This is a genomic window from Streptomyces sp. NPDC027185 (genome assembly GCF_055567035.1).
Map to the genome: position 1 here is coordinate 189,330 of NZ_JBVHRF010000009.1, position 19,288 is coordinate 208,617.

At 75.5% G+C, this 19,288-nt stretch carries 15 protein-coding genes; 6 read left to right on the top strand and 9 right to left on the bottom strand.

The genetic code is table 11. The features are described from left to right. Nucleotides 1-282: 282 nt before the first annotated feature. Nucleotides 283-1,950, bottom strand: coding sequence for a urocanate hydratase (gene hutU / locus ACZ4M8_RS26885; protein ID WP_467611584.1), 1,668 nt, complete (start codon nt 1,948-1,950; stop codon nt 283-285). 60 nt (nt 1,951-2,010) lie between these two features. Beyond that, on the bottom strand, nt 2,011-3,549 hold the full coding sequence (hutH, locus tag ACZ4M8_RS26890; RefSeq protein WP_467611586.1) for a histidine ammonia-lyase: 1,539 nt from the start codon (nt 3,547-3,549) through the stop codon (nt 2,011-2,013). 124 nt (nt 3,550-3,673) lie between these two features. Here hutH and ACZ4M8_RS26895 point away from each other — a divergent pair, with 124 nt between their 5' ends. Continuing rightward, nucleotides 3,674-4,438, top strand: a complete 765-nt coding sequence (locus ACZ4M8_RS26895; protein WP_467611588.1) for an IclR family transcriptional regulator — start codon at nt 3,674-3,676, stop codon at nt 4,436-4,438. 418 nt (nt 4,439-4,856) lie between these two features. Here the strand turns inward: ACZ4M8_RS26895 and ACZ4M8_RS26900 are convergent, their stop codons facing one another. The 4 genes from ACZ4M8_RS26900 to ACZ4M8_RS26915 all read right to left on the bottom strand — a co-directional run bounded on the left by ACZ4M8_RS26900 (nt 4,857) and on the right by ACZ4M8_RS26915 (nt 7,261). Beyond that, the gene (locus ACZ4M8_RS26900) at nt 4,857-5,261 is read right to left on the bottom strand and encodes an SH3 domain-containing protein (protein ID WP_467611590.1); all 405 of its coding nucleotides are present in this window, start codon (nt 5,259-5,261) and stop codon (nt 4,857-4,859) included. Nucleotides 5,262-5,484: 223 nt separating this feature from the next. Next, nucleotides 5,485-5,673, bottom strand: coding sequence for a hypothetical protein (locus ACZ4M8_RS26905; RefSeq protein ID WP_467611592.1), 189 nt, complete (start codon nt 5,671-5,673; stop codon nt 5,485-5,487). Nucleotides 5,674-5,806: 133 nt separating this feature from the next. Then, on the bottom strand, nt 5,807-6,724 hold the full coding sequence (locus ACZ4M8_RS26910) for a DUF6777 domain-containing protein (RefSeq protein ID WP_467611594.1): 918 nt from the start codon (nt 6,722-6,724) through the stop codon (nt 5,807-5,809). Between the two features lie 150 nt (nt 6,725-6,874). After that, entirely contained in the window at nt 6,875-7,261 is a 387-nt protein-coding gene (locus tag ACZ4M8_RS26915) for a nuclear transport factor 2 family protein (RefSeq protein ID WP_467611596.1), read from the bottom strand. Between the two features lie 102 nt (nt 7,262-7,363). On the opposite strand from ACZ4M8_RS26915, the gene ACZ4M8_RS26920 reads away from it, so the two are divergent. Continuing rightward, nucleotides 7,364-7,942, top strand: a complete 579-nt coding sequence (locus tag ACZ4M8_RS26920) for a TetR/AcrR family transcriptional regulator (RefSeq protein WP_467611598.1) — start codon at nt 7,364-7,366, stop codon at nt 7,940-7,942. Nucleotides 7,943-8,039: 97 nt separating this feature from the next. Here the strand turns inward: ACZ4M8_RS26920 and ACZ4M8_RS26925 are convergent, their stop codons facing one another. After that, nucleotides 8,040-8,501, bottom strand: a complete 462-nt coding sequence (locus ACZ4M8_RS26925) for a hypothetical protein (RefSeq protein ID WP_467611600.1) — start codon at nt 8,499-8,501, stop codon at nt 8,040-8,042. A 633-nt stretch (nt 8,502-9,134) separates the two neighbouring features. Here ACZ4M8_RS26925 and ACZ4M8_RS26930 point away from each other — a divergent pair. After that, nucleotides 9,135-11,513, top strand: a complete 2,379-nt coding sequence (locus ACZ4M8_RS26930) for a glycosyltransferase (RefSeq protein WP_467611602.1) — start codon at nt 9,135-9,137, stop codon at nt 11,511-11,513. Beyond that, nucleotides 11,510-12,745, top strand: a complete 1,236-nt coding sequence (locus tag ACZ4M8_RS26935) for an acyltransferase family protein (protein ID WP_467611604.1) — start codon at nt 11,510-11,512, stop codon at nt 12,743-12,745. Before ACZ4M8_RS26930 ends, ACZ4M8_RS26935 begins: the two co-directional genes overlap by 4 nt. A gap of 45 nt (nt 12,746-12,790) precedes the next feature. Here the strand turns inward: ACZ4M8_RS26935 and ACZ4M8_RS26940 are convergent, their stop codons facing one another. Next, the gene (locus tag ACZ4M8_RS26940; RefSeq protein WP_467611606.1) at nt 12,791-14,026 is read right to left on the bottom strand and encodes an MFS transporter; all 1,236 of its coding nucleotides are present in this window, start codon (nt 14,024-14,026) and stop codon (nt 12,791-12,793) included. Between the two features lie 116 nt (nt 14,027-14,142). Between ACZ4M8_RS26940 and ACZ4M8_RS26945 the strand changes: the two genes are divergently transcribed. Further along, on the top strand, nt 14,143-14,931 hold the full coding sequence (locus tag ACZ4M8_RS26945) for an AraC family transcriptional regulator (RefSeq protein WP_467611608.1): 789 nt from the start codon (nt 14,143-14,145) through the stop codon (nt 14,929-14,931). A gap of 42 nt (nt 14,932-14,973) precedes the next feature. On the opposite strand, the gene ACZ4M8_RS26950 is transcribed toward ACZ4M8_RS26945, so the two are convergent. Then, entirely contained in the window at nt 14,974-15,978 is a 1,005-nt protein-coding gene (locus ACZ4M8_RS26950) for an alpha/beta hydrolase (RefSeq protein WP_467611610.1), read from the bottom strand. Nucleotides 15,979-16,312: 334 nt separating this feature from the next. Between ACZ4M8_RS26950 and ACZ4M8_RS26955 the strand changes: the two genes are divergently transcribed. Then, on the top strand, nt 16,313-19,282 hold the full coding sequence (locus ACZ4M8_RS26955) for an AfsR/SARP family transcriptional regulator (protein ID WP_467611612.1): 2,970 nt from the start codon (nt 16,313-16,315) through the stop codon (nt 19,280-19,282). Nucleotides 19,283-19,288 lie beyond the last annotated feature (6 nt).

The following is a 19,288-nucleotide window of genomic DNA, read 5'->3' on the forward strand; positions in this document are numbered from 1 at the left end:
GCGCGGCCTCACACCGGCCCGTGGTCCCGCCGGTACGCCCGCCGACCCGGGCACGTCGCCCTGTAGGGGTATGGAGCCCACCCGGGTGCGCCGCCCCGCACCGGTACGCCGCCCCTCGCCCGTACGGGCCGCGCGAGCCACGCCATCGGGCCACCGCCCGCGCCGGTACGGGCTCCGGGCCCCGCCTCGTACGGCCTCACTCCGTACAGGCCCCGAACGCCGGACGCCCGCACCCCGCAGGAAAGCTGCGGCGTGCGGGCGTCCGGCGTTCGGCCGCGGGGGTCACGCCTGGGCGTCGTCCTCCCGCATGGGGACGCGGACGCCGCGCTCGGCGGCGACGTTCTCGGCGATGTCGTAGCCGGCGTCGACGTGGCGGATGACGCCCATGCCCGGGTCGTTGGTCAGCACCCGGCGGACCTTCTCACCGGCCAGCGGCGTACCGTCCGCGACGCAGACCTGGCCCGCGTGGAGCGAGCGGCCCATGCCGACGCCGCCACCGTGGTGCAGGGAGACCCAGGACGCGCCGGAGGCGACGTTGACCATGGCGTTGAGCAGCGGCCAGTCCGCGATGGCGTCCGAACCGTCGAGCATCGCCTCGGTCTCGCGGTAGGGGGAGGCGACCGAACCGCAGTCCAGGTGGTCACGGCCGATGGCCAGCGGGGCCTGGAGCTCGCCGGAGGCGACCATGTCGTTGAAGCGCTCACCGGCCTTGTCGCGCTCGCCGTAGCCGAGCCAGCAGATCCGGGCGGGCAGACCCTGGAAGTGGACCCGCTCACCGGCCATCTTGATCCAGCGGTGCAGCGACTCGTTCTCCGGGAAGAGGTCGAGGATCGCCTTGTCCGTCTTGTGGATGTCCGACGCCTCACCGGACAGCGCCGCCCAGCGGAACGGGCCCTTGCCCTCGCAGAACAGCGGCCGGATGTACGCCGGGACGAAGCCGGGGAAGGCGAACGCCCGGTCGTAACCGGCCAGCTGGGCCTCACCGCGGATGGAGTTGCCGTAGTCGAAGACCTCGGCGCCGGCGTCCATGAAGCCGACCATCGCCTCGACGTGCCGGGCCATCGACTCGCGCGAGCGGGTGGTGAAGCCGGCCGGGTCCTTGGCGGCGGCGTCCTTCATGTCCTCGAAGGCGATGCCGACGGGGAGGTAGGACAGCGGGTCGTGGGCGGAGGTCTGGTCCGTCACGATGTCGATCGGCGCGCCCTCGGCGAGCATCTGCGGCAGCAGCTCCGCGGCGTTGCCGAGCAGCCCGATGGAGAGCGGCTTGCGCTGGTCACGGGCCTCGGTGGCGAGCTGGAGCGCGTGGGCGAGGTTGTCGGCCCGCACATCGAGGTAGCGGTGCTCGATACGGCGCTCGATGGCGCGCGGGTCGCAGTCGATACAGATCGCGACGCCGTCGTTCATCGTGACGGCCAGCGGCTGCGCGCCGCCCATGCCGCCGAGACCGGCGGTGAGGGTGATCGTCCCGGCCAGCGTGCCGTGGAACTTCTTCGCGGCGACCGCGGCGAACGTCTCGTACGTGCCCTGGAGGATGCCCTGGGTGCCGATGTAGATCCACGAACCGGCGGTCATCTGGCCGTACATGGTCAGGCCCAGCTGCTCCAGGCGGCGGAACTCCTCCCAGTTCGCCCAGTCACCGACCAGGTTGGAGTTGGCGAGCAGCACCCGCGGCGCCCACTCGTGGGTCTGCATCACGCCCACCGGGCGGCCCGACTGGACGAGCATCGTCTCGTCCTGCTTGAGGGTCTTCAGCGTGCGGACCATCGCGTCGAACGAACGCCAGTCGCGGGCGGCCTTACCGGTGCCGCCGTAGACGACGAGGTTGTCCGGGTGCTCCGCCACCTCGGGGTCCAGGTTGTTCTGCAGCATGCGCAGGGCGCCTTCCTGCTGCCAGCCCAGCGTGCTCAGCTGCGTGCCACGGGTGGCCCGTACCGGTCGTGCACCGTGCATGGTGAGGAGTCCTTTTCCGTGAGGAGGGATCGGTGAGTGGGAGAGCGGGGGAGGAGCGGGTCAGCGCAGCGGGCCGGTGACGGACTCCGCGGCGCGCAGCGCCTCGCCGGAGGCGACGTAGCGGACCGCGGCCTCGATCTCGGGGGCGAGGTAGCGGTCGGTGCCGGGGCCCTCGACGTCGCGGCGGAGCCCGGCGACGACCGCACCGGTGGCCGGCGACGGCGTCAGCGGCGCGCGCAGGTCCAGGGCGCGGGCGGCGGTCAGCAGCTCCACGGCGATGACGCGGGTGAGGCCGTCGATGGCCTTGCGCAGCTTGCGGGCGGCGGACCAGCCCATCGAGACGTGGTCCTCCTGCATGGCGCTGGAGGGGATCGAGTCGACGGAGGCGGGCGCGGCGAGCCGCTTCAGCTCCGAGACGATGGCCGCCTGGGTGTACTGCGCGATCATGTGGCCGGAGTCCACGCCCGGGTCGTCGGCGAGGAAGGCGTTCAGCCCGTGGTTACGGGCCACGTCCAGGAAACGGTCGGTGCGGCGCTCGGAGACCGAGGCGACGTCGGCGACCGAGATGGCGAGGAAGTCGAGGACGGCGGCGACCGGCGCGCCGTGGAAGTTGCCGTTGCTCGCCACCCGCCCGTCGGGCGTCACCACGGGGTTGTCGACGGCGCTCGCCAGCTCCCGCGAGGCGACCAGCGCGGCGTGTGCGGCGGTGTCCCGCGCCGCGCCGTGCACCTGCGGCGAACAGCGCAGCGAGTACGCGTCCTGCACCCGGGTGCACTCCGGGCCGCGGTGGCTCGCCACGATCGCCGAACCGGCCAGGACCGCGCGGAGGTTGGCGGCGCTGTCGGCCTGGCCCGGGTGCGGGCGCAGCGCCTGGAGGTCGGCGGCGAAGACCGCGTCCGTACCGAGCTGGCCCTCGACGCTCATCGCCGCGCCGATGTCGGCGGTGGCCAGCAGCGTCCGCAGGTCGTGCAGGGCGAGCACCAGCTGGCCGAGCATGCCGTCGGTGCCGTTGATGAGGGCCAGGCCCTCCTTCTCCGCCAGCACGACCGGGGTGATCCCGGCGGCGGCCAGTGCCTCGCCCGCCGGGCGCAGCGTGCCCTCGGCGTCGCGGACCTCGCCCTCGCCCATGACGGCCAGCGCGCAGTGCGCGAGCGGCGCCAGGTCACCGGAGCAGCCGAGCGAGCCGTACTCCCGCACGACGGGGGTGATGCCGGCGTTCAGCAGCGAGGCGTACGCCTGCGCCGTCTCCGCGCGGACGCCGGTGCGGCCGGTGGCCAGGGTGGACAGGCGCAGCAGCATCAGCGCCCGGATCACCTCGCGCTCGACCTCGGGGCCGGAGCCCGCGGCGTGCGAGCGGACCAGGCTGCGCTGGAGCTGGGCGCGCAGCTCGGTGGGGATGTGGCGGGTGGCGAGGGCACCGAAGCCGGTGGAGACGCCGTAGTGCGGGGTGACGTCGTCGGCCAGCGCCTCGACGACCTTCCGGCTCTGGCCGATCTCCTGCTGGGCCGCCGCCGACAGCTCCACGCGGGCACCGTGGCGGGCGACGGAAACGACATCGTCGGCGCTGAGCGGGCCGACATCAACGAGAACGTGGTTCATGCCTCCATGAAGCACCCCGGGGCCAGGGTTCCGCCACGTCCGTCAAGAGTCTTGTGTCTGGGATCCAAGACATTCGACGCTGCCGCGGGGCGTCCCGCCGGCGGGACGGCGGTAGCGTCACCACATGTCCATCGTGCCCGCGGCGGCCCAGGTCCTGGCCGTACTGCGCTATCTCGCCCGGCAGGCCGGCCCGGTCCAGGCCGCCGCCATCAGCCGCGACGTGGGGCTGCCCCGCTCCACGACGTACCACCTCCTCGACACCCTCGTGCACGACGGTTTTGTGGTGCATCTGGCGGACGAACGCCGCTACGGACTCGGCGTCAGCGCCTTCGAGCTGGGCTCCGGCTACAGCCGCCAGGCACCGCTGGCCCGCCTCGCCCGGGTCCCGCTCGCCGGTCTGGTGGACCGCACCGGCCACAGCGCCCACCTCGCGGTGCTGCACGGCCGCGAGGTCCTCTACGTCATCGAGGAACGGGCGCTGGGGCGCCCGCCGCTGGTGACCGAGGTGGGGGTGCGGCTCCCGGCGCATCTGACGGCCAGCGGCCGGGCGATGCTGGCCCGGCTGGCGCGGGCGCAGGTCCGGGCACTGTTCCCCGACCCGTCGGCGTTCGTGGAGCGCACCGGCACCGGCCCGCGGTCGCTGTCCGCGCTGCACCAGCTGCTGGTCGAGGTCCGCCGGCGCGGTTACGCGACGGAGGAGGGCGAGGTCACCGCCGGGTTCTCGTCGGTGGCGGCGCCGGTCCTCGATCACGGGGCGCACCCCATCGCCGGGGTGGCGACGACCTTCCCGGCGGCCGGGGTGGACGCCGCCCGGCGCGCCGAGCTGGCCGAGGAGGTCGCCCGCACCGCCCGCGACCTGACCCTCCGGGTCGGCGGCACCCCCGCCTGAACGGCCCCTTCCGGCAAGGGCGTTGAGGCAACGTTCAGCGAACGGCAACCCGCCCCGCCCACGCTCTTCCGTACGGGCCCTCGCCGATGCGCCACGGGGGAGAGGGCCCGGCCAGATCCCGGGCGGCCGTGGGGGGCGGACGCGCCGGGGGCACGGACGCGGGGCCCGGCGGGGGGAGGGTCCGGCGCCCGTGCCGGGGCCGTTCGTGGGGAGGACGGTCCCGGAGCCGGGTGGCGCCCGGAACCGGCCCACGGGCGCCACCCCGGACGGGGAAGGGCCCGGCACCGCGGGGGTGCCGGGCCGTGGGTGCGTCCGTGGGGGGCGGACGCACCCGGGCGGGTCCGCGCGGGCGCCGCGCCGTGAGGGGCGGACGGGGCGGCGCCCGCGGACCCGCGCCGGGGTGACCGTGCGGGAGCGGTCAGCCCCGGGCGTCGGCGGGGGTGGCGTCGCCGGTCCGGAAGCGCTGTACGTCCTTGCAGAACCGGACGGGGCCGGTGTTGACGACGTACTTGGCGGCGACCCAGGTCGGGCGGTCACGCAGCAGGTACCACACGTCGTTCCCGCGGATGTCCTGCGCGCGGACCTTGCAGCTCAGCCCCACCTGCGCGCCGTGGCGCAGGAAACCGCGGCCGGCGGAGTCCGTGCTCGGGTACTGGCGCTCGTGGATCCCGGTGGACGCCACGACCGTGCCGTACGGCACCGGGATCGCCGCCTGGGCCGGTGCCGCGCCGAGCAGCGTGGTGGACAGGGCGGCGGCCGCGGTCAGCGCGCCCGCTGTGGTCACGAACTTCTTGCCGCGTGCGAGGGTGCCGCTCATGGACATGGGAGGTCTCCTGTTCTCGACGCGCAATGACGCCCATTGCCGCGAAGGGGACATTACGCCCAAGAGCCCCCATACCGCGTCGAATCGCGGCGGAAGAGCTGATCGTGTCCGTCGTGCCCGCGTGTCGCGCCGGGGCCCGGCCGCCCCGGCACGCAAAGGTGCTCCGCGGCTCCCGGGGGCGCAGTGGCCCGGGAGCCGCGGAGCACGTCCGTGGCGCCGCCGCTCAGGGCAGATAGCGTTCGAGGGCGGCGGCTCCTCTCTCCTCGATCATGCGCTGGGCCCACTTCAGGCTCTCGGGGCTCGGCTCCCGCCCCGACGCCCGCACCAGATCCTCGGCGTCGAACGGCCGCTCACCGCCCGTGAACAGGCGCTTCGGCCGCTCGGCAGTCTTTCCCTCATCGTCAGCGCTCACGGATTCCTCCTCTTCCGGCCCGCCCGGACGTCTGCTCAACCTCCGGCCCCGGCCGCCGCTCACTTCGGGTCCCTCCATCATGCTGCCGCCGCCCCGGCTCCGCACGGCGTCGGATCCGGGGCGCGGGCGCCGCTCACCGCGCCGTACGGTCGGCGTCCCCGGTGGTTCCGGCCGGCCGGGTGAACCGGTGCCCGGTGGCGGGATCGGCCAGGACGAAGTCGGTCACCTCCGCCGAGGTCTGCCGCACCGCGACGGTGCGGCCCGGGTCGTATCCCGGCCACGCCCCGCCCCCGGCGGGCGGCGCGGACTTCAGCTCGACCGGCGGGGTCAGCGGGGTGCCGCCCGCGCAGCGCACCCGCGGCACCCCGTGCCCGTCGACGAGCACGGCGGTGCCCGCCCGCATCACCGCCTGGTAGTCGGTGGTCTCACCGCCGCGGAAGCCGTGGGCGGTGATCCGGGTGTCGTACCGCAGCTCGACGGGGGTGAGGGCGCGCAGCGCCGGAGGTACGGAGGTGTCCTCGATGCCCTCGGTGTCGGCGAACGCGGCGTTGCGGGCGTGGTCGGCCGCCAGGTACCGGATCAGCGCCTCGGTGTCGCAGGAGGACGTACCGCGCCTGGCGCCGTGCAGAGCGGGCAGCGAGCCGGGCAGGTCGCGGACGGAGTGCGGGCGGCTCGGGGCGGTGTGCGGTGCGGGCGGGCCGGTCCGGTGGGCCACCGACCCGGTGAACGGGTCGGGCCCCGGCTCCTGGAGCGGCAGCGGCAGCAGTCCGGCGCGGGCCTGGGCGGCGGCGGGCGCGCCCTGGTACGGCCGGGTGAGGAAGCCGGACAGCAGCAGACCGGCGGCCAGGATCCCGGCGGGCAGGGCGAGCCGGGCGGTCCGGTGCCACCAGGGGGCGCGCCCGGTCGGGCGGACCGGGCGCCCCGGCGCGGCCGGATGTCCCTCGGGCGGGTGGCCGGCCGGTGTCCGCCCGGCGCCGGAGGGCTCGCCGGGGCCGTCGGCGCCGGGCGGTTGCGGGGGGCCCTGTCCGGGCGGGGGTGGCGTCGTGGTCACGGCCCTCTCCGATCGTCCGGCGTCCGTGGGCGGACGGTGCGGCGGGACGGTGTGCGGGGGCGTCCGGATGTGTCCCGTTTCCGTCCCCGGACCATTGTCTGCCCGGTGGCGCCGAGGGCCGCAAGCCGGGCGGAGAGGGTGTGCCCGGCGTCAGACGAAGAACGCGTTCATCCCGGGGACGTCGGAGAGGTAGGTCTCGATCCGTGCGATCCGCCCGTCGCGGAGCGTGCAGACCGTGGCGAGGTACTCGTCCAGCACCGCGTCGTCGCGGCGCGCGGTGTTGTGCAGGGAAAGTGCCACGTTCTCCCTGCTGACCAGGGTGTGCAGCAGCGCGAAGTCGAGGCCGTAGGAGGCGATCAGCCGGGCGCGGTCCACCACGGCGTCGGCGCCGTGGGCGGTGCCGGAGACGGTGTTGTCGCCGGGCAGGGTCCAGGTGGCGTCGGGGTGCAGCAGGGCCCGGATCCCGTCCCAGTCGCGGGCGACGAGGGCCTGGTGGAAGCGGTGTCCGAGGGCGAGTGCGGTGTCGTCGGTGGACATGGTGATGCCTTTCGTGGGGCTGTTAACGCAGAGATCTCTGCGTTAAGACGACTGTAGCCACAGTGCCGACTAAGGCACAAGTCTCTGCTTTAAGATGGCGGGGTGAACGCAGACGCCTCGACGAAACGCCCCGGTGGCCGCAGCAGCCGCGTCCGCGCCGCCGTGCACGACGCCGCGGTCGCCCTGGTCGCCGAGTGCGGCGCCGACCAGGTCACCCTCCCTGCCGTGGCCCGCCGCGCGGGCGTCAACTCCAGCACCCTCTACCGGCGTTGGGGCAGCGTCGCCGCGCTGCTCGCCGATGTCGCCGAGGGCCGCGACGACGCCGGTGCGCCCCCGCTCGTCGGCGACCTCCGCGCCGACCTGGAGCGCCAGGCGCTCTGGACGCTCACCGAACTGTCCCGTCCCGGTGGCATCGCGTTCTTCCGCGCCGAGGTCGCGCCCGGCATCGACGAACGCCATGCCGGACTGCGGGACTGCCTGCGCCGGGTCAGCGACCGCTTCCGCCCCGTCCTCGACGCGGCGCGCGAACGCGGTGAAACGCCCCCGTCCCTGGAGCGGGTCCTGGACCGGATCGTCGCCCCGCTCTACTTCCGCGTCGTCTTCTCCCTCCCCGGCACGGACGAGCCGTACGTCCGCGGCCTCGTCGCGGAGCTGCTGGACGGGAGCGCGCGCCGGGGGTGAGTTCCCGGGCTCCGAGCGGTGCTTCGGGTGAACTGCCTTCGCCGGTACGGGGGTTGGGCTCTCGTGTCGCGATCGCCGGGGTGGCCTGCCGGGTCGCTCAGAGGCGTTGGCCGGCAGCCGTGACCAGGTCGTCGATGGCGTCGCGGGTCCGGATGCGGCGCGCCTCCAACTCCTGCCGGCTGTCCGCCCGGGGGATCGCGGTGATGCCGGAGAGCACCTCCTGTGCCGTCCGGCCCAACTCGTCGTCCGTGAGCATCCGCACCCGGAACAGCGCCTCCTGGGCCTGGTTGCGCAGGTCGTAGGAGCGGAGACGGACCGCGCCGGGGTCCTCGGGCGGGGGCTGTTCGTGTGTGCAGAACCAGAGGTGCACCAGGCAGCGCCGGTAGTTCAGCAGGGCGCCCGCATAGGCGGAGCAGGCGTCGAGCCGCTCCTGCCGGAGCTGCTCGCGCCGGGCGAAGTGGCGCTCCCGGTCGCCGGCGCGCCGCTGGGACACCAGGGTGAGCGCGGAGCCGAGGAGGGTTCCCAGGACGGCTACGGCGCTGGCGATGACGGATTCCACAGCGTCAGCTGATCACACCGGCCGGGGCCGGTCCACCGGCCGCCCCCGCTCCCGGCCGCGGCGGGGTCAACACCCCGGCGTCACAAGAGCGTTACGTGAATGACGGTGCGGCTTCACAGTGGTCCGTGAGGCTGACGTTGCCGAGGTGGCCGCAGGCCGCCCGGTGTTGTGACATCCGGTCCTCCCCCCACGATCCGATCAGGATGGGACCTCGATATGCGAACTCCGCCGGACCGCGCCCGCGCGCGGTGCGCCGCGGTGCGCGGGTGCCCCTTGCCCCGCCGTGCCGCGCCCCATGGATGTGATCACGTCCACGGGATGGTCATGTATTCAGCAAACAGGCCGGGTGCGGTGCGACACCCGGCCGTCCGCCCTGTCGCGCCGCGCGCGCGGACGAGAGCGCGCGAATAGCCCCGTTCCCCCCGGCCGGCACCCCGCGGACCCGTCCGCGTACGGCGCCGCGCCGTGGGGGAACGCGCGCCAGCGACACGGCAGTTGACCCGGACCGGGCCGCCGCCGGACCGCGGGGCGCGCCGTCCGCGCGGCCCCGTGACCGGGGCGCCGCACCAGGACGGCGCGGCCCCGGCCGGCCCGCGGCCCGGCCCCGACCGTGGCAAGAAAGGACCCTCACCGGTGCTCACCTCGCACCCCGCACCCACCGCCCCGCGCCCGCCCGAACCGGCCGCGCCTCCGCACGGGCCCACTCACCGCACCACCGGACACATCCTCCTCGTCGGCGCCCCCGGGCCCCGCCGCGACCGGCTCACCGCCACCTTGACCACCACCGGCCACACCGTCCGCCACGCCGCGCCCGGCGGCGTCGCCGACCACGTCGGCCAGGCGCCGCCGGACGCCGTCGTCGCCCTCGGCCCCGCCCCGGACGTCGCCGGACAGGAGGCTCCCGCCGCACCCCCGCAGCCGTGCCCCGCGCTCGACGTCGTCCGGGAGATACGCACCGGCCCCGCGGGCCGGGCGCTGCCGCTGATCGTGGTCGGCGACGCGGACGTCGCCGCCGTCCTGCGCCACGGCGCCGACGACTGCGTCCCGGAAGCCTCGGCGCCCGCCGAACTCGCCGCCCGTATCGAGGCCAAGCTGCGCCGCGTGCCGGTGCCCGTCGAGAACCTCCTCCTCGACCCGCGGACCGGGCTCTACTCACACCGTCACTTCCGCGCCGAACTCGACCGTGAGCTGCGGCGGCCCGAGGGCGGACGCGGCGGCGGGGCGCTCGCCGTCGTCGCCGTCGCCGAGATGGCCGCCCTGGAGGCGCGGCTCGGCCCGCGGGTGCGCCGCGAGGTCGCCGAACGTCTCGCCGGGGTCGCCGAACGGCTCGGCGGCGCCTGCGACCGCTTCGGCTGGGACGAGGACGGGCAGTTGCTGATGCTGCTGCCCGGTGTCGGCGAGGACGCCGCCCGCCGCGCCCTGGAACGCTTCGCCACCACCGTCGCCGGGACCCGCTTCGTCGTCGCCGACGAACACGTCCGCCTCACCCCGGCCATCGGCTGGCTGCCGCTCGGCGCCTGCCCCGACGCCGACCGGGGCCCGCGGCTCGCCGCCGACGCCGCCACCGAGGCGCAGCGCCACCGCGATCTGCGGCCCGTCCGGCACGCCGCCTGGATGCGCGGCGCCGAACACCGCCGCCCCCGCCGCACCCTCGGCTCGCTGCTGCGCCCGCCGCTGTCCGCCCTCTCCCCGGCGCTCTCGCTGCTCCTCGGCGTCGGCGTGCCGTACGCCCTCTACCGGCAGACCCACGCGCTCGGCTGGGAGCTGGGCTCCGCGATGTACTGGGTGGTCGTCGCCGGACTGGTGCTCTCCGCGCTGCTCATCGTCGTCGAATGCCTCTTCTCGCTCGACGCCGACGAGCGGCCCGAGAAGCCCGGCGCGCCCTATCCGCCGGCCAGCGCCGTCATCGCCGCGTATCTGCCGAACGAGGCGGCGACGCTCGTCGAGACCGTCGAGTCGTTCCTGCGCCTGGAGTACCCGGGCGAGCTGGAGATCGTCCTCGCGTACAACACCCCGCATCCGCTGCCGGTCGAGGAGACCCTGCGGGAGATCGCCCGGCGCGATCCGCGGCTGGTGCTGCTGCCCGTCGCCGGGTCCACCTCCAAGGCGCAGAACGTCAACGCGGCGGTGACGCGGGTGCGCGGTGAGTTCGTCGGCATCTTCGACGCCGACCACCACCCGGCGCCCACCGCCTTCCGCGACGCCTGGCACTGGCTGTCCAACGGCTACGACGTGGTGCAGGGCCACTGCGTGATCCGCAACGGCGACAGCTCCCGGATCGCCCGGCTCGTCGCCGTCGAGTTCGAGGCGATCTACGCGGTCAGCCACCCGGGGCGCACCCGCCTCTACGGCTTCGGGCTCTTCGGCGGCTCCAACGGCTTCTGGCGCACCGATCTGCTGGCCCGCACCCGGATGCACGGCTCGATGCTCACCGAGGACATCGACGCGACCCTCCGCGCGCTCGGCGAGGGCGCCCGCTTCGCCGTCGACCGCACCCTGATCTCCCGCGAACTGGCGCCGACCACCACCACCGCCCTGTGGAACCAGCGCACCCGCTGGGCCCAGGGCTGGCTCCAGGTCACCCTCGCCCACCTGTGGCGGGCGCTGCGGTCACCGGTCCTCACCGCCCGGCAGAAGCTCGGCCTGTTCGTGCTGCTCGGCTGGCGCGAGGTACAGCCCTGGCTGACCCTCCAGATCCTGCCGGTGCTGCTGTACGCCTGCTGGCGCGCGGGTGGCCCCACCCACCTGGACTGGGCGGTGCCGGTCGGCGTCCTCGCCACCTTGCTGACGCTCTCCGCGGGCCCGGTGCAGGCGCTCTTCGCCCGGCGGCTCGCGGTGCCGGAGATCCGCCGCCGTACGCCGTGGTTCTGGTTCTACTTCGCCGTCTCGACCGTCCTCTACAGCCACTTCAAGAACATCGTGGCCCGGCAGTCGCACCTGAAGGAGGCGCTCGGCGACCGCCAGTGGCGGGTCACCCCGCGGGCCGCCGCACAGGCGGTGGCCCGCCGATGACCACCGCCACCGCACCGCCCGCCGCCACCGCACCGCCCGCCGCCACCGCGCCCGCACCGGCCACCGGCCGCGCCTCCGATCTCGACGGGCTGCGCGGACTCGCCGCGCTGAGCACCGTCCTCTTCCACGTCTGGCAGCAATACCACCGCTACGACGCGTCCGGCAGCCATCCGCCGATCGATCAGCCCCTGGTCGGCGCGGCCCTGTCGTTCGAGGTCATCGACCTGTTCTTCGTGATGTCCGCGTACCTGCTGACCCTCTCGTACGCCCGCGCCGCCATCGACGGCGGCGCCGTCCGCACCGCCCGCGTCTTCCTCTTCCGCCGCGCCGTGCGCATCCTGCCGCTGTACGTCCTCGCCGTCTGCACCGTCTGGGCGCTGCGCAACCCGGACCTGCCCGGCGACTGGCGGGACCTGGCCGAACACCTCACCTTCACGCACCTCTTCGACCAGCGGCGGATCTTCTACACGCTCGGCCCGAGCTGGTCGCTGTCGCTGGAGGTCTGCTTCTACCTCGCCCTCGTCGTCCTCGGGCCGCTCGCGGTGCGCCTCTGCCGCCCGCTGCGGCGGCGCGGCGCCCGTATCGCCGTGTGCGCGGCGGGCTGCGCGGCGCTGTACGCGCTCCCGTGGATCTGGATCACCGTCGCCCACCAGGCGTTCGGCGTCCCGCACACCGACTGGGTGGTGTACTTCGGCCCGGCCGCGCGGTGCGGCGGGTTCGCCGCCGGGATGGGGCTCGCGGTGCTCGCCACCGCGCTGGGCGAACGGGGCCGGCCGCGCCGCGCCGTCGCCCTGCCGCTGACCGCCGCGGTACTCGCCGCGCTGTACGGCCTGTCGCTGCTCTCCGCCCCGGAGAACGCGGCCTTCACCTACTACCACCCGCTGGCCTCCGGGCTCTGGGCGGTACTGCTCTTCGCCACCTTGCGGGTACGCCGGCGCACCGTCTGGAACCGCTTCCTGACGGCCCGTTGGCTCACCGCGGTCGGACTGGTCAGCTACAGCCTCTTCCTCTGGCACGAGCCGGTCATGCTCCAACTGCACCGCGCCGGACTGCTCCCGGCCACCCAGGCGGGCTTCCCGCTCGCCGTGCTGATCGTCCTCGCGGCGGCGCTGCCCTTCGCCTGGCTCAGCTACTGGCTGCTGGAGTACCCGGCGGGCCTCCTCGGCCGCCTCAAGGACGGCCGGGGCCGCCCGCGCGAGTTCTACCCGAAGGCGCCGCGCGCCACGGCGTGACGCCCGCCGCCGGGGCCCGTCCGCGTACGGGCCCCGGCGGCACCGTCACCGCTCCGCGCCCCGCGCCGGCAGCAGGCCGACGAGGAGACCGGCGAGGGCGGCGGCGCACCCGGCCGTCACCACCGCCGGCCAGCCGCCCGCCGTCCAGGCCAGCGCCCCGCACAGCGAACCGGTCGCGATCCCGCAGAACCGCAGCGTGAAATAGAGGGTGTTGAGGCGGTTGTGCTCCGCCCCGTCCAGCCGGAACAGCACCGTCTGCATCGCCGCCTGACCACCCCACACCCCCACGTCCAGCACGATCACACCGGCGATCACCCACCACAGCGAACCGGTCCCCGGCAGCAGCACCAGCCACCCGGCGACCACCAGCGAGGTCAGTGCCGCCAGGGCCCCGCGCCGCCCCCACCGCTCCGCCAGCCGCCCCGCGGACGGCGACGCCGCCGCGCTCGCCGCGGCCACCAGCCCGAACAGCCCGATCCGTGCCGGATCCAGCCCGTGCCCCCGCGCCAGCAGGAACGTCAACGCCGTCCAGAACGCCCCGAACGCCACCCCCACCAGCGCGCCCGACACCGTCACCACCCGCACCACCGGCCGCCACCACAGCCCAGGGAGCGAGGCGAGCGTGGCGCGGTAGCCGGAACCCGTCGCGGGCGGCACCGGCAGCCCCGGCAGCGTCCGCCGCAACACCGCCATCAGCCCCAGCGTCAGCGCACACGACACGGCGTACACCGCCCGCCAGCCCGCCAGATCCGCCAGCGCCCCCGCGTACGCGCGCGAGGCCAGCACCCCGACGAGCAGTCCGCCCTGCACCGTGCCGACGATCCGGCCCCGGCCCGCCGCCGGGCCGTCCGCCGCGTCCGCCAGCGCCACCGCCAGCGGGGTCAGCAACTGCGGCACCGGCGACAGCACCCCGAGCGCGAACCCCGCCACCAGCAGCCACCCCACCGACGGCGCCACCGCGCACACCGCGAGCGCCGCCGCCGACCCCCACCCGAGCCTCAGGATCAGCCGCCGCCGGTCATGGCTGTCGCCCGCCGGCACCAGCAGCGCGATGCCCACCGCGTACCCCGCCTGGGTGACGGTGGGCAGCGCCCCGAGCGTCCCGGCGTCCGCGCCCAGCGACCGGGCGACGGCGTCCAGCAGCGGTTGGTTGAGATAGACGTTGGCGGCCGTGACGGCGGCGGCGAGGGCCAGCAGCGGCACCGGCGACCGGCCGCCCGGCCCCGGCCCGAAGCCCGGCGCACCGCCGCTGACCTGGGCAGAAGGAGTGGAGTGAGTCACAGCGACCGACGCTAGGGCGCCTTTGCGCGGCATACTTTCGAGCCCCGGCCGTCCCCTGTCGAGAAACTGCCGGGAGCGGCGGGCCCACCACCCGCCGACCGGAAGGAGCGGGCGCGGTGTACGGCAAGAGCGAGGACCGGGACGACTACCAGCACGTCCCCAGGCCGCTGGCCGCGATGGCCCGCGACCTCCCCGACGGCCACCACATCCCGCCGCACCGCCACCGCCGCCACCAACTCCTCTACGGCACCACCGGCGCCATCACCGTCACCACCGCCCACGGCACCTGGATCGTCCCCGCCACCCGCGCCGCCTGGCTCCCGGCCGGTCTCACCCACGCGATGACCTGCGCCGGAGCCGTCGCGATGCGCACCCTCTACATCGACCCGGCCGCCGCCGCACACCTCCCCGCCGACCCCGCCGTCGTCCCCGTCACCCCGCTGCTGCGCGAACTCATCGACGAGGCCACCCGCATCCCCGTCGCCTACGACCCCGACGGCCGCGACGGCGCGCTGATGCGGCTGCTCCTGCTCCAGCTCGCCCCCGAACCGCTGCCCGCACTCCACCTCCCGGCCCCCGGCGACGCCGATCTGGCCGGGCTCTGCGCGGCGATCCGCCGTGACCCGGGCGCCCGCTGGTCCACCGCCGACCTCGCCGCCCGCGCCCACCTCAGCCCCCGCGGTCTGCACCGCCGCTTCACCGCCGCGACGGGCATGACGCCCGCCCGCTGGGTCCAGCAGGCCCGGCTGCTGCACGCCGTCACCCTGCTGGCCGCCGGCACCCCCGTCACCGCCGTCGCCGGGGCCCTCGGCTACGCCACCCCCAGCGCCTTCACCGCGATGTTCCGCCGCACCCTCGGCACCACCCCCAGCGGCTACTTCACCGCCGCGGGCGCCGCGGAGTGACGCGGGGCGGCCGGGCCCGCCTCACCCGGCCGCCCCGGCGCGTCACGCCTTCTTGAGCCGGGCGACGATGCCGTCGATGTCGTTCCGCGCCCGCTCCGGCCGGACGAAGTGACCGCCCGGCTCCTCGAACGCCTCGTACCGGATCCCGGCGCCGTCCAGCGCGGCCTTGAACTCCTGCTGGCCGCGCAGCACCTCGGTCTCGTTGAGCAGGTCGAACGGGTCGACCGGGTTGGGGCTCGTCCCGGCGACCAGGAAGACCCGCTTGCCGCGGTAGCTGTCCAGGTGCTCCATCGGGTTGTCGGCGCTGACCTTCGCCTCGTCCCACAGCGGCGCGCCGTAGATCGTGCCGCCCGCCAGGTCGAGGGCGGCGGCCGAGACGTTCGCCCAGTTGGCGACGGCGCCCAGATCACGGCGGAGGCTGGGCGGTCCGGAGTGCGCGCTGACCGACGCGAAGCGGTCGGGGTACTTCGCCGCGTACTTGAGCGCACCGAAGCCGCCCATGGAGAACCCGGCCACGGCCCGGCCGTCGTACTCCGCGTACGTCCGGAAGTTCGCCTCCACCCACGGCATCAGCTGGGCCATGTGGAACGTCTCCCAGTTCCGCGGCCCCGCGTGGGAGTTGACCGGGTCCGAGTACCACCCGGCGTGGCCGCCGTCGGGCATGACGACGATCAGCGGCTTCCCCGCGGTCCAGGCGCGGATACCGCCCTCCGGCAGCCGGTCCCAGGACATGAAGTCCTGATCGGTGCCGCCGCCGTGGAAGAGGTAGAGGACGGGGTAGGTGCGCTCGCCGGTGTGGTAGTCGTCGGGCAGCAGGACGTTGACGGCGGGCTGCCAGCCGATCGCGTCGGTCGCGAACCGGTAGAACCACATCCGGGAGTCGTGCTCGTCGCGCTGGACGATACGCAGCCCGGAACCGTCGCCAGGCGCCGCGCCGGCCGGACCGGCGGCCGACAGGACCCCCGCCCCGCCGAGCGCCAGCGCGGCGGAGACCCCGCCGACGGCCTTCAGCACGTTCCGTCGGCTGGTGCGGTGCTCGCTCAACATGACCTCCAGGTCGAAAGGCGGCACGGCCGGTGCGCGTGCCGCGAGAAGTCCGGATGCGTCACCGGGGCCCGCCGGGCGGCGGGCGGAGCGGAGGAGCCCGACGGGCCGGGAAAGGGGCGCGCCGGGCGGTACGGGCCCGGCCCCCGGGCGCACATGCCGAAGGCACCGGAAGCACGGCAGGGGCGCACGCCCCACACGTCACGCCCGCTGCCTGCCATCGCCGTCCCCCGTGTTCCCCCGTGTCCCCCGGTGGCGGCCGGTGGTGACGCGCACACCCTTGCGGCCGGTGCTGAAATGCCGATGAAATTCCGTTGATGCCGACAGGGGGACGGACGTGAGCGGAGACTTCGCGGGAGACGGCGGCGGACGGTGGCGGATCGCGGTGCTGGGGCCCGTACGGGCCTGGCGGGACGGGGTGCCGCTGCGGCTGGGGCCGGCCCGGCGGCGGGCGGTCCTGGCGGCCCTGGTCCTGCGGCCGGACACCCGCGTCAGCCATGAGCAACTCCTCGACGACGTATGGGGCGCCCACCCGCCGCCCACCGGCCGCCGGGTGCTGCCCAGTTACGTCTATCCGCTGCGCAAGGCCCTCGACCCGCCGGGCACCCTGCCCGCCCGGTCGGTGATCCGCAGCGACCGCGGCGGCTACCTCCTGTGCACCGAAGGCGTCCTCCTCGACACCGCGGAACTGGCCGCCCACACCGCCGCCGCCCACCGCGCCCGCACCGCCGGCGAGGCGGCCACCGCCGCCGACCGCCTCGCCGCGGCCCTCGCCCTCCTCGGCGACGAACCGCTGAGCGGCCTGCCGGGCCCCTTCGCCCACGCCGAACGGCAGCGTCTCGCCCGCCACCGCCCCGCACTCCGCCGCGACCGGCTGGCCTGCCTCGTGGACCTCGGCCGCGCCGCCGAAACCCTCGACGGCCTCGCCGCGCTCTGCGCCGCCGACCCGTACGACGAGGCACTGGCGGCGCTGCGGATGCGCGCCCTCTACGCCGGCGGACAGCAGGCCGCGGCGCTCGCCGTCCACCAGGAGATGCGCACCCGCCTGCGCGACGAACTCGGCGTCGACCCGGGCGAGGAACTGCGCCGCACCCACCAGGCGGTCCTGCGCCGCGACGACGAACGGCTGCGCGCCCCGCAGAGCCGCCCGTCCGGCACCACCCCACTGCCCGCCCCGGCGCCCCGCCCCGCCGTCGACGACCTCCCCGCCGGACCCGCCCGCCTCATCGGCCGGGCACCGGAACTGGCCGCCCTCACCGAGGAGTTGCCCTCCGGCGGCGTCACCGTCCTCGCCGTCGACGGCGTCGCGGGCGTCGGCAAGAGCGCCTTCGTCCTGCACACCGCCCGCACCCTGCGCGATCGCCACCCCGACGGCTGCCTCTTCGCCGACCTGCGCACCCACAGCGCCGACCGCCGCCCCCACGACCCGCGCCGGGTGCTGCGCCGCCTGCTGCGCGCGGTCGGCGCGCCCGGCAGCGAGGTCCCCGAGGACCTCGACGACCTGACCGCCGCCTGGCGCGCCGCCACCAGCGCCCGGCGCCTCCTCCTCGTCCTCGACGACGTACGCGACGCCGGACAGATACGGCCGCTGCTGCCCGCCGGCCCCGGCAGCATCGTCCTCGTCGCGGGCCGCCGTCGGCTGCCCGGACTCGACGCCGACCGCCGCGTCACCCTCGAACCCCTCGGCGGCGACGCCGGTCTGGCCCTCCTGCGCGACCTGATCGGCGCCGCCCGCGCCGACCGCGAACCGGCCGCCACCCGGCAACTGGTCCGCCTCTGCGACGGCCTCCCGCTGGCCCTGCGCATCGCCGGCGCCCGCCTCCAGACCCGCCCCTCCTGGACCCTTGCCTCGCTGGTGGAGCGGATGACGGGCGACGACCACCGGCTGGGCGAACTGCGCGCCGGGGACCGCAGCGTGGAGGCCGCCTTCCGGCTCTCCTACGACCATCTCGCGCCGGAGCAGCGGCGCGGCTTCCGGGCGCTCGGCGCCGCCCCCACCGTCGAGTTCGACGTCCGCACCTCGGCGGCGATGCTCCACCGCCCGCCCCAGGAGGCCGAACGCCTCCTGGAGGGCCTGGTCGACGCCAGCCTGCTGCACCAGCCGGGGCCCGGCCGCTACCGCCTGCACGACCTGGTACGGGCGCACGCCCGGCGGCTCGCGGCCGAACACCCCGACGAGACCGCGGCCGCCCGCACCGCCGGACTGCGGCTCTACCTCGACGCGGGCCGCATCACCAGCGACTGGGGCCCCGAGGGCTTCCCCACCGGCCCGCGGCCCACCGCCGCGTTCACCGACTGGCAGGACGCCGACGGCTGGCTGGACGCGGCGGGCGGCGAACTCGCCGACGTCGTCGCGCACGCCGCCGCCCTCGGCGAGAGCGACCACGCGTGCTGGATCGCCGAAGCCCTCAGCGACTACTTCGCCCGCCGGGGCCGCTACCACGAGTGCCGCGGCGCGCTGCGCACCGCGCTCGCCCACGCCGACGCGTCCGGCGACCCGCGGATGCCCGGCGCCCTGCGCAACTGCATGGGCATCACCGACGTCTACCAGGGCCGCCACGAACAGGGACGCGCCTGGTTCACCGAGGTGCTGCAACTCGACGGCGCCCGCGCCGACCTGCGCGAACAGGCACGGGCCCTCGGCGGGCTCGGCGCCGCCGAACTCCACGCCGGCCGCCCCGAGCATGCCCTCGTCCACCTCACCGCCGCGCTGGCCGTCGCCCGCCGCCTCGGCGACCACTGGCTCAACGCGATGGGCCTGTGCGTCCTCGGCGCCCTCCACCACACCCGGCGCCGCCACGAACAGGCGCTGGCCTGCTACACCGCCGCCCTCACCCACGCCGAGGCCAACGGCCGCCCCCGCATGATCGGCAAGACCCTCGCCGCCACCGCCGACGTCCACCTCGACCTCGGCCACTTCGGCGAGGCCCGCGCGCTCTACCGGCACGCCGCCGACCTCGCGCAGCGCTCCGGCGACGTCCTGCTGCACGCGATCATCCTGACCCGCATGGGCTCCGCCGAACACGGCGCCGGCAACCTCCCCGCCGCCACCGCCCTCCACCACCAGGCCCTCGCCCGCCACGCCACGCTCTCCCCGCTCTCCGAACCCCACCGCGACCGCCTGGAGATGGACATCCGCTACCGCCTGGGCCGCACCTACTCCGCCGCCGGCCGCGTCCCGGAGGCCCGCGAACAGTTCCGCACCGTCCTCACCCTCCCCGGTGCCGACGCCCACCCCGACCAACGCGCCCTGGCCCTGCAAGCCCTGCGCGAGAGCGGCGCGGAGGGACGGGGGGAGCTGCCGTGAGGAGGC